We start from the raw sequence: 10,510 nt of genomic DNA, 5'->3' as shown, positions 1-10,510 counted from the left end.
CCCTGACAGGGCCTGGGCAAGCCTACTTGGCAACCGCCGCGAAGAACTCCTTGGATTTCACCGGGTCGGGGTTCATCGTTCTCTGGCCGGGCTGCCAGTTGGCCGGGCAAACTTCATCGGGGTGAGCTTGCACGTACTGGATGGCCTGCAGGGTGCGCAGGGTTTCATCCACGCTGCGGCCAAAGGCCAGGTTGTTGATGGTGGCATGCTGGATGATCCCTTCTTTGTCGATGATGAACAGGCCGCGCAAAGCCACCCCTGCCGCCGGATCTAGGACATTGTAGGCGGCGCTGATCTCTTTCTTGAGGTCGGAGACCAGCGGATACCTCAGCTCGCCCACCCCGCCGGCTTTGCGGTCGGTCTGAATCCAGGCCAGGTGAGAGTACTCGCTATCCACCGAGACGCCGAGGATCTCCGTGTCCAGCTTGGCAAACTCGTCGTAGCGATCGCTAAAAGCCGTGATCTCCGTTGGGCAGACGAAGGTGAAGTCCAAGGGGTAGAAGAACAGCACCACGTACTTCTTACCCCGGTAGTCGGAAAGCCTCACCGTCTTAAACTCCATGTCGTAAACGGCAGTGGCCGAAAAATCGGGAGCGGGCTGCCCCACCCGCAGACATCCTTCCTGAGACATCAGTCGATGCTCCTTACGGTAAAGTACAAATGTAAACCAAACCTAACATACCATACTCATAATGACTTTGTCTTGCTGGTCGGCTAAGCTGGAGCGCCGCGATCTAGGGTATCCCCCTTCTTTCTCGTCGCTGGACTCTACCAGGGCAGGGAGATGGTTGCCATGAGGGTGGCGCTGGAGTTTCTCTACCACTTTTGCTGTGACCGCTGCCGGCGGTGGTGGAGCCAGGCTGACGTGGAGCCGCAGCCGGGGGATCGCCTCTATTGCCCCTATTGTGGCTTTCAAAATTGCATAGAAGGCATCGATACCTTTCGCGACGCCGCACGGGGCAGTTGCCTCAACCGTCCCCCCGATGCCCCTTCTGCCAAGCTGCCCAAAATCGGGAATCGGCCTCAGGATCTGGGATCCCCAAGCTGATTCACTTTATCCGTTCACTGCATCTGCCAAGCTGCCCAGGTGGGGGGGCAGCCAGGAGTGGGGATCGGCCTCAGGCAGCGAAGAATCCAAGAGCGAGTGGCAGGGGCGGCGCTCTTCCAAAAGGGTGGTGGAGCAGCAGCTATACACTTCTAGGTAGTCGTCGGGCTCCGCCTCGAAAATGGCATACTGGCCGGGGAAGAGGGTACGCTCCCAGTGGCCGGGGATCGTTCGGATCACCTGAACCTGCCGGGAACGGTTGACGAAAACGTATCTTCTCATCGCGTTTTTTTAATGTCCTTAAGAAAAACTTATTGGCTTTAAGCCAGGCTATCACCCTTGATCCCCAGCCGACAATAGCCAACAGCCAAGACGGGGATCGCTCTTTCTGCTTGACTTTGGGGGATTTGTTCTCTCAGATTATTGGGGTTGAGAGAACGGGATCCTGAGAAGAAGCCTACCCTGGTAAACTGAGGAGCAGAGTCTGAAGATATCCTTAAGTTGGCCTTCACCGTTCCGACATCACAAAGGGGGCACACCGTGGACAACAAGTTGGGGCTAGAGATCATCGAAGTGGTGGAGCAGGCTGCCATCGCCGCGGCCCGCTGGATGGGCAAAGGCGACAACAAGACTGCCGATCAGGTGGCCGTCGAGGCCATGCGGGAAAAACTGAACCAGATCCTCATGCGCGGTCGCATCGTCATCGGGGAGGGAACCCGTGATGAGGCCCCCATGCTCTACATCGGGGAAGAGGTGGGCATCTGTACCCGCCCGGATGCGGAGCAATTCTGCCGTGTGGAAGAGCTGGTGGAAATCGATATTGCCGTGGATCCCTGCGAGGGTACCAACCTGGTGGCCAAAGGCCAAAACGGCTCTATGGCAGTGCTGGCCATCTCCGAAAAAGGCGGCCTGCTGCACGCGCCGGACATCTACATGCAAAAGCTGGCGGCTCCGCCCCAGGCTAAGGGCAAGGTGCACCTCGACTATCCCCCTGAGAAAAACCTGCAGATCATCGCCGAAAGCCTGGATCGGGAGATCTCAGACCTGACGGTGGTGGTCATGGATCGCAAGCGCCACGTCGATCTCATCCGCCAAATCCGCGAGGCGGGGGCGCGGGTGAAGCTGATTACCGATGGCGACATCTCGGCGGCCCTCTCGGCAGGCTTCAACGGCACCGGCATCCACGCCCTGATGGGGATCGGGGCGGCTCCCGAAGGAGTGATCTCGGCAGCGGCGCTGCGTTGCCTGGGCGCCCACTTCCAGGGGCGGCTGATCTACGATCCCGAAGTGGTGCAGGCGGGCACCTACCTGCCGCCGGTGGAGGAAACGCGGCGGGAACTGAAAGAAAAGGGCATCGAGGATCCCGACAAGGTGTGGGAATGCGAAGAGCTGGCCAGCGGCAAGGAAGTGCTCTTTGCCGCCACCGGCATTACCGATGGCGACCTGATGCGGGGGGTGCGCTTCTTCGGCGGTGGGGCCCGCACCGAAACCCTGGTGATCTCCAGCCAGTCGCGCACGGTGCGCTTCGTGGATACCATCCACATGAAAGACGGCCAACAGCCCCGCAGCCTGCAACTGCGCTAAACAGATCCCCTGCCGAAAAGATGAGGGCGACTTTCCCTTGGCGAAGGTCGCTCTTCTCGTTGGTCGAACGTTAAAAAATCTATCAAGTTGCAACCCGAAAAAACGTAATAACTCTTCAGCAAAATCCTGCGAAACCGGTTCGATACTGGTCTTAGGGTTTAGGTAGGCTGAGAAAAGTTACCTAAGCTTGCTGGAACCGAGACAAGGAACTGCCTTGACACCGGTCTCAGCTCAACCTTCCCGAAAAGGGATGATTTGCTTTTGTTCAGAGATTTTGCTTTTAATAACTGTTGCTGTACAGACGACGGAGAGGCATGTTTATCGCGGTTGTCGGTCTTAGCCATCGCACAGCTCCTGTGGAGATCCGGGAGCGCCTCAGCATTTCCGAGGCCGAGGTGGGAGAGAGGATCCAGCAGCTCCGTGCCCACCCCCACATTGAGGAAGCGGCGATCCTCAGCACCTGTAACCGGCTGGAAGTCTACATTGTCACCCCAGAAATGGAAAGCGGTGTCCAGCAGACGATGCAGTTTTTGGCGGAGGCAAAAGGGATCCCGCTGCCCCAACTGCGCCCGCACCTGTTTACGCTGCTCTACCAAGATGCGGTGACGCACCTGGTGCGGGTGGCCGCCGGGCTGGACAGCTTGGTGTTGGGAGAGGGGCAGATCCTGTCGCAAGTGAAAAAAGCGCAGCAACTGGGGCAAGCCTGCAACGGCATGGATCGCATCCTCAACCGCCTCTTCAAGGCGGCCATCACCGCCGGCAAGCGCATCCGCACCGAGACGGGGATCGGCACCGGCGCCATGTCCATCAGCTCGGCAGCGGTGGAGTTGGCCTTGCAGGAGCAGGGATCCCTTTCCCAGGGCAAGGTGACCGTGGTGGGAGCAGGGAGGATGGCCCGCCTGTTGGTGCAGCACCTCCTGGCCAAAGGGGCGGTGGATATTACCGTGGTCAACCGCTCCTTGGAGCGAGCCGAGGCCCTGGCCAAACAATTTGAGCAGCCGATCCAGGTGTTGCCCTGGGAGGCGCTGTTGAGCAGTGTGGCCGAGTCCAACCTGGTCTTCACCAGCACTGGCGCCACCCAGCCGATCCTCACCTACGAGCAACTGGCGGGGGTGCTGCAGACGAATCAGCCGCTGCTGTTGGTGGATATCTCGGTGCCCCGCAACATTGATCCCGACGTGGAAAAGCTAAGAGGGGTACAGGTGTTCAACGTGGATCACCTCTCCCGCATTGTGGAAGAAAACCGCGCCCAGCGGCAAAAGCTGGCCCGGGATGCCGAAGACTTGGTGGAAGAAGAGGTGGAGCAGTTTATGGAGTGGTGGCGCTCTCTGGAGACGGTGCCCACCATTTCCAGCCTGCGCCACAAGGTGGAGTCTATACGCGAGCAGGAGATGGAAAAAGCCCTCTCCCGCCTAGGCAAAGACTTTGCCGAAAAGCACCTGGAGGTGATCGACGCCCTCACCCGCGGCATCGTCAACAAGATCCTGCACGATCCCATGGTGCAGCTGCGGGCCAAGCGGGACATCGAGGCGCGGCGCAGGGCTATGCAAATCCTGCAGGAGCTGTTTAACCTCGATCCCATGCCGTTTCAGGCGCAGCAGGAACGCTAGGGATCCCTGGGCAGTGTCAAATATTAAAGAATTGTAACAGCTCTCTCATCTCAGGGGAAGGGCTGCCCTTAGGATACAAAACGTAAGCTCTGGGAGTTGGGGGTATGTTCGGACAGTACGAAGTGTTCGTGCAGTTGGCGCTGCTGGCCTTGATCGTTCTGGCAGGGCCGGCGGTTATCCTGCTGCTCTACCTACGCGGCGCGGATATGTAGGCAACCTAGGCCGGTTGCCGGCGCAGTTGACAGGATCCCCTGAGGAGGGCCTGTCGGCGTCGGTGGGGGAGTTCGCTCTGTTGCTCCCCTATCTCTTAATGTAACGCTTCTTTGCGCTACAGTTATAGAAGCAGCCCTAGGGCAAGCTCGCCTATAGGGCGTTACTTTATGAGTTGATTATTTCTTATGTCACTCCCCATCCGCAACGTCGCCATCATCGCCCACGTCGACCACGGCAAAACCACCCTTGTGGACGCCCTGCTGCGCCAGGCAGGCACCTTTCGGGAGGGAGAGGACATTCCCACCTGCGTGCTGGACTTCAATGCCCTGGAGCGAGAGCGGGGCATCACCATCCTGGCCAAGAACACAGCCGTCCGCTACGGCGAAACCCTGATCAATATTGTCGATACCCCCGGCCACGCCGACTTCGGCGGAGAGGTGGAGCGGGTGCTGGGCATGGTGGAGGGCTGCTTGTTGATCGTGGACGCCAACGAAGGCCCGATGCCGCAAACCCGCTTTGTGCTGCGCAAGGCGTTGGAAAAGGGCCTGCGCCCGATCGTGGTGGTCAACAAAATCGATCGGCCTCGTGCCGAGCCCTACAAAGCCATCGACAAGGTGCTGGATCTGTTTTTGGAGCTGGGGGCCGACGAAGACCAGTGCGACTTTCCCTACCTCTTTGCTTCGGGGCTGCGGGGCTTTGCCCTGGAAGAAGCTGACCTGAAAGCTTTTCTGGAAGGAAGGTACAGCGGCCCGCTGGACATGAAGCCCCTCTTTGAAGCCATCCTCAAGCATGTCCCGCCGCCGATTGGGGATCCGGCCAAGCCGTTACAACTGCAGGTTACCACGCTGGAGTACTCGGAATACCTGGGTCGGATCGTGATCGGCAAGATCCACAACGGCACCATCCGCCTTGGGGATCAGTTGGCGGTGGTCAAAGAAGATGGGTCGATCGTCAAGGGCAAGGTAACCAAGCTCTTTGGCTTCCAGGGCCTGCAGCGCGTCGAGCTCACCGAGGCTACTGCCGGCCACATCGTCGCCGTGGCGGGGTTTGCCGAGGCCAACATCGGCCACACCCTCACCTCTCCCGAGAACCCGCAGGCTTTGCCGCTGATCAAGGTGGATGAGCCGACGCTGCAGGTGATGATCTGCGTCAACGACTCTCCCTTTGCCGGCCAAGAGGGCACCTTTGTTACTTCGCGGCAATTGCGGGAGCGCCTGCTGCGGGAGCTGGAAACCAACGTGGCGCTGCGGGTGGAAGAGACAGACTCCCCGGATCGCTTTTTGGTGTCGGGGCGGGGCGAGCTGCACCTGGGCATTTTGCTGGAGACCATGCGGCGGGAGGGCTACGAGTTTCAGGTGGGGCAGCCGAAGGTGATCTTCCGCGAGGTCAACGGCCAGCCCTACGAGCCCTATGAGTGTTTGGTGCTGGATGTGCCGGAATCGACGGTGGGCGCCTGCATTGAACGGCTGGGGCAGCGGCGGGGGGAGATGCAGAACCTGATGGTGGGCGCGGACGGGCGGGCCCAGTTGGAGTTTGTCATCCCGGCCCGAGGGCTGATCGGCTTCCGTGGGGAGTTTATCCGCATCACCCGCGGCGAGGGGATCATGAGCCACAGCTTTTTGGAGTATCGCCCCCTGACCTCTGAAATGGAAATGCGCCGCAACGGGGTGCTGATCGCCTTTGAAGAAGGGGTGGCCACCAGCTACGCCCTGAAAAATGCGGAAGACCGCGGGGTGTTCTTCATTACGCCAGGTACCCGCGTCTACAAGGGTATGATCGTGGGCGAGCACAACCGTCCACAGGACTTGGAGTTGAACGTCTGCAAAACCAAGCAACTGACCAACCACCGGGCTGCCAGCGGGGAAGAGCTGGTGCATTTGCAGGCGCCGGTGGAGATGAACCTGGAGCGGGCGCTGGAGTACATCGGCGAGGACGAGCTGGTGGAGATCACGCCCCAGTCGGTGCGGCTGCGCAAGGCGCAGTTGACGGCCTCTCGTCGCTAGTGGTCGGCTACCACCGTCGCAGGTAGAGGCGCAGGTTGGGGAAATAGAAGGCCCCCCAAATCCCCAGCAAGACAACTCCCGAACCCAACAAAGCCAGCCACAGGCGGGGACGGCTGTGGAGCCGGTCGGATCCCACTTGCACATAGGCCAGATCCACCCAGGCGGTGTTGCCGCGGCGGAACCAGCCCACCACCTTGACCCGCCGGCCCATGAGGCCGCGGAGCCGCTTTAGGCCGGAAAAGACATTGCCCACCGGTCCCAGGGGAGAGGTAAAGCGCAGCGGGATCAGCCCGGTGGCATCTTGCAGCTTCGGCTCCGCCCCCAGTTGATAGCCGGCTTGTCCCAAGCCCAGCAGCTCTCCTTCCAGCTCCACCGGCTGGCCACGGCAGGGATCCGCCTCAGGGTCAGCCAGCAACTGGAGCACATCGGTCGGCTGGGGCAAAAAGGCTCCGCGGTACATCAGTCCTGCTTTGGCCCACAGTCCCACCCCATAGCCCACTACCGCTGCCGCAGCAATGACTTTGGGATCGAGGCGATCTTGCAGCAGCAGGTAGAGGATCAGCCCCACCAGCCAACCGACGAGGATCCCGACCACTTCGGCAGCGTAGATGGCCAGATCCAGCCAGAAGCGAGCTGGCAGAGGAGCTGCTCCCCCCTTTGGCCTGCCCAAGCTCAGCTCCGGCGCCAGGCGCAGCCGTTGCGCATATTCCGCCAAAACCTGGAAGCGGTGCCCCGGCAACGGATGACTGGAGTTGACCTGCATCCAGCGGGCCCAGGGGTTGAGCTGATCCCAGAGAAAGACTTGGCCAGCCTGGGCGGGATCCCGGAGACGGCTGGCTGCACTGGCGGCGGTGGTGGTTTTGAAGTCCAGGAGGCTGAAGAGGCGGGTGCAGTGCAGCAGCGAAGAGGGGCGGCGGTCGTTTTTGTGGGCCTCCTGCAGGCCGGCAGCCGACTTGAGCAGGGCAGCCACCAGCCCGTTGGGGTTGCCCGTGGCCTCCACCGCAAAGTGATCGGCGTGGTAGGTGCCCAGGCGAGAGAGGAAAAACAGCGGGTAGGAAAGCACTGTGTAGATCAGGTAGAGCAGTGGGGCCACATGGCCGATGAGATCCCGCCGTTTGTTCCCCAGTTGGCTCACCTGCTCCAGAGCCAAGTAAACCAGTTGAAGGGGGGATCCCAGCAGGGTCATAACCAGGATGTCGCCGTTGACGATGCGCCCCAGGGCTTGGGCATAGACGGCGGCAATCTCATCCGGGGCAAGCTGCTGCAACAGGGCCTGGGTGACCACGATGCGGCCGCCGTCGGGAAGAGTGCCGTAAACAAAAGCCAGCGGCCCCCCTTCCGGGATCACCCCCAGGCGGGGTTGTTTCAGTTGTTTTTGGGCGCAGAGGCGCTGCAGCAGGCGGGCCGCCTCGGGACTGTGGCGCTCAATTTCCCCCAAGGTGGCCCAGCGCAGCTTGTGCAGCCGCCGGTGCAGGTGATCCATCAGCCAGGGGGCAAAAAACAAAAGGCCGACGCCAAAGTTGACCGCCAGGCTGCCGGCTACCAACCAGCGCAGGCCATTGCGCAGCCAGGGCAGCAACCCTTGCAAAAACCAAAGCTGCCGCGGAAAACTCAGCCATCCGAAATCTAGGTGAGCGCCCACCAACACAAAACTCAGCCACCAGAGGAAGAGGATGCCCACAGCCAGGGATCCCCACTTGGCCCAGCGTAGAGAGCCGGCCCGCTCCGGCAGGGGGATCTTCAGGCCCAGTTGACCGGCCCGTTGGCGGCTGGAGAGCGGCTGAGCTTCAGGAGCCGGTTCTGGGGAGGGCGGGGAAGCAGCGGGTTTTTCCACCGTTTGGGGCAGGCGGGGCAGGATTTTTTGGGCCCAGCCTCGCGCCTGGGGATCCGGGTGCTGCAGCAGTTCCAGACAAAGCGCCCGCGCCTTCTCCGCCTCGCCCGCCAGATGGTAGGCCCGCACCAGGTTCATCTGGGCCTCCAGGGCCTGGCTGTCGGATGCGTCTGCCGGGATCGCTGCTGCTTCGCCCTGCTGGCGGGACTGCGCCAAGTAGGCTTCTAGCAGTTGGACGGCTTCTTGGAAACGGCCCTGCTGCAGCGCCTCCCTGCCGGCCTGAAGGGCATCGGGGATCATCAGCCTGCTCCGAGATCTGCCTGCTCCCCCAGCTTACTCAAGGATCTGGCCTTGCTGAGGTGGATCCCCCGAAAGGGGGTAGCGGAGCAAGCGCCGCCGCAGGCAATCCAGCGCCGTCTGGGCGCTCCACCAGCGCACCCCCTCGCGGCCCCGCAAGCTGCCGAAGCGGTACTCGTGGACTTCCACGTTCCCCTCCGGGTCGGCCAAGCCCAGATACACAAGGCCGACCGGCTTGGTGGGGGTACCCCCGTCTGGCCCGGCAATGCCGGTGATGCTCAAGGCCCAGTCGGAGCCGAGGACTTGCTTGGCCCCCAGCGCCATCTGGGCCGCCACCGGCTCGCTCACGGCCCCCTGCTGCTGCAGCGCCGCGGGATCCACCCGCAAGAGCTGCTCCTTGATGCGGTTGTCGTAGGCAACGATCCCCCCAACAAAATAGCGGGAGCTGCCCGGGATCCCGGTTACCAACTGCCCCAGCAGGCCACCGGTGCAGGATTCCGCCACCGCCAGGGTTTGCCCCCGCTGCAGCAGCAACTCCCCCACCACGCTGGCCAAGGTGGCCTCGTCGCTGCCGAAGTAGTCTTCCCCGGAAATCTGTAAAATCTGCTCCACCACCGGGGCAATCAATGCTTCCGCCGCCTCGCGCGTGGGGGCACGTCCGGTAACCCGCAGGCGCACCTCCCCCTGGCTGGCGTAGGGAGCCACGGTGGGATTTTCCCCCGCCAGCAGGGATCCCACCCGTTCGGCCAAGGTCGATTCAGGAATGCCCCAGTAGCGCAACACGCGGCTGTAAAACACTTCCTTGCCCCAGCCCAGGGAGCGCAAATAGGGCACAGCCGTCTCCTGCCACATCTGCTGCATCTCCCGCGGCACGCCGGGGAAGGTGAGAATGTGCAGGTCGGGCCGGGGCTGCCAGATGAGGCCACAGGCGCTGCCCAGGGGGTTGGGCAGGACGGTTGCCCCCTGAGGCAAAAAGGCCTGCTTGCGGTTACTGGGCGAGGGCTCCATACCTCGCTGGCCGTACTTTCGCAGAATCTCCTCCCAAACCTGCGGGTGCTCCACCATCTCCACGCCGAAAAAAGAGGCCAGTGCCGCGTGGGTCAGATCATCCGGGGTTGGCCCCAGCCCTCCTGTAATTAAAAGCAGGCTGGAGCGGCTGCAGGCCACCTCCAAAGCATGGTGGATGCGGGCTTCGTTGTCCCCCACCACCGTTTGGTAGTAGTGCGGGATCCCCAGCTTGGCCAGCTCGGCTGCTAGGTATTGGGCGTTGGTGTTGGTAATCTCCCCCAAGAGTAGCTCTGTGCCAATGCAGAGGATCTCAGCCCCCTGGGGAGTGACGGTTTGCGTTGGGCTCATGCTCGGCTCAACCTCGGCTCAGCCGCTAAGTATAGAGGTCTGGATCCCCCTTTCGCGCAGGGATCCCTAGGATCTCTTGCTCAAGAGGGGTAGGGATCCTCGGCCAGCCGAGCCAAAGCTTCCAGCTCAGCACCCACCACGCGGTGCAGGATCCACTCCGGATGTGGCTTGGCACCCAGGCGCCGGTAGAACTCAATCGCCGGCTGGTTCCAGTCCAAAACCATCCACTCCAGCCGCCCATATCCTTTGGCCACTGCCTCCTGGGCCACCCGCGCCAAGAGCGCCTTGCCAATGCCCCTGCCGCGAAACCCCGGCAGCACAAACAAGTCTTCCAGGTAGATCCCCGGTCGGGTGAGGAAGGTGGAAAAGTTGCGAAAGTAGAGGGCAAACCCCACCGCTTGCCCCCCCACTTCTGCCAACAAGGCCGAGGCAAAGGCTTCGGGGCCAAACAGATGCTGTTGCAGCAGCTCGGCGGATCCCGTTACCAGGTGGCTCAGGTGCTCGTACTCGGCCAAAGCGCAGATGAGATCAAACAGAACGGGCACATCCTCAGGCGTGGCAGGACGAATTT

10 protein-coding genes are annotated in these 10,510 nt (G+C 61.6%); 5 read left to right on the top strand and 5 right to left on the bottom strand.

All coding sequences use genetic code 11. The annotated features are described in order from the left end of the window. Positions 1 to 22: 22 nt before the first annotated feature. Positions 23 to 631, bottom strand: coding sequence for a peroxiredoxin (locus NW853_RS13830; protein WP_414334399.1), 609 nt, complete (start codon positions 629 to 631; stop codon positions 23 to 25). A 153-nt stretch (positions 632 to 784) separates the two neighbouring features. Between NW853_RS13830 and NW853_RS13825 the strand changes: the two genes are divergently transcribed. Continuing rightward, positions 785 to 1,048 (top strand): hypothetical protein, encoded by a 264-nt coding sequence (locus tag NW853_RS13825; RefSeq protein WP_414349314.1) that lies wholly within the window; start codon positions 785 to 787, stop codon positions 1,046 to 1,048. A gap of 6 nt (positions 1,049 to 1,054) precedes the next feature. On the opposite strand, the gene NW853_RS13820 is transcribed toward NW853_RS13825, so the two are convergent. Continuing rightward, positions 1,055 to 1,327 (bottom strand): DUF1830 domain-containing protein, encoded by a 273-nt coding sequence (locus NW853_RS13820; RefSeq protein ID WP_414334402.1) that lies wholly within the window; start codon positions 1,325 to 1,327, stop codon positions 1,055 to 1,057. A 258-nt stretch (positions 1,328 to 1,585) separates the two neighbouring features. Here NW853_RS13820 and glpX point away from each other — a divergent pair, with 258 nt between their 5' ends. The 4 genes from glpX (at position 1,586) to typA (ending at position 6,455) form a co-directional block, all read left to right on the top strand. Further along, the gene (gene glpX / locus NW853_RS13815) at positions 1,586 to 2,629 is read left to right on the top strand and encodes a class II fructose-bisphosphatase (RefSeq protein ID WP_414349313.1); all 1,044 of its coding nucleotides are present in this window, start codon (positions 1,586 to 1,588) and stop codon (positions 2,627 to 2,629) included. A 314-nt stretch (positions 2,630 to 2,943) separates the two neighbouring features. Continuing rightward, positions 2,944 to 4,239, top strand: a complete 1,296-nt coding sequence (locus NW853_RS13810) for a glutamyl-tRNA reductase (protein ID WP_414334406.1) — start codon at positions 2,944 to 2,946, stop codon at positions 4,237 to 4,239. A gap of 104 nt (positions 4,240 to 4,343) precedes the next feature. Further along, the gene (psb30, locus tag NW853_RS13805; protein WP_011433833.1) at positions 4,344 to 4,451 is read left to right on the top strand and encodes a photosystem II reaction center protein Ycf12/Psb30; all 108 of its coding nucleotides are present in this window, start codon (positions 4,344 to 4,346) and stop codon (positions 4,449 to 4,451) included. A gap of 186 nt (positions 4,452 to 4,637) precedes the next feature. Beyond that, on the top strand, positions 4,638 to 6,455 hold the full coding sequence (gene typA / locus NW853_RS13800; protein ID WP_414334407.1) for a translational GTPase TypA: 1,818 nt from the start codon (positions 4,638 to 4,640) through the stop codon (positions 6,453 to 6,455). 7 nt (positions 6,456 to 6,462) lie between these two features. On the opposite strand, the gene NW853_RS13795 is transcribed toward typA, so the two are convergent. The 3 genes from NW853_RS13795 to NW853_RS13785 all read right to left on the bottom strand — a co-directional run bounded on the left by NW853_RS13795 (position 6,463) and on the right by NW853_RS13785 (position 10,508). Continuing rightward, positions 6,463 to 8,586 carry a M48 family metalloprotease gene (locus NW853_RS13795; protein ID WP_414349312.1) on the bottom strand — a complete coding sequence of 708 codons (2,124 nt, stop codon included), beginning with the start codon at positions 8,584 to 8,586 and terminating at the stop codon, positions 6,463 to 6,465. A 33-nt stretch (positions 8,587 to 8,619) separates the two neighbouring features. Next, a complete protein-coding gene (locus NW853_RS13790; RefSeq protein ID WP_414349311.1) occupies positions 8,620 to 9,939 on the bottom strand; it encodes a competence/damage-inducible protein A in 1,320 nt (439 codons plus the stop codon). Between the two features lie 80 nt (positions 9,940 to 10,019). Further along, on the bottom strand, positions 10,020 to 10,508 hold the full coding sequence (locus NW853_RS13785; protein ID WP_414334412.1) for an N-acetyltransferase family protein: 489 nt from the start codon (positions 10,506 to 10,508) through the stop codon (positions 10,020 to 10,022). Between the last annotated feature and the right edge of the window lie 2 nt (positions 10,509 to 10,510).

The sequence above is a fragment of the Synechococcus sp. H55.11 genome, assembly GCF_047462475.1.
Classification (GTDB): domain Bacteria; phylum Cyanobacteriota; class Cyanobacteriia; order Thermostichales; family Thermostichaceae; genus Thermostichus.
The sequence above is the reverse complement of the archived record's forward strand: the minus strand, read 5'-3'. Positions and strand labels throughout refer to the sequence as shown.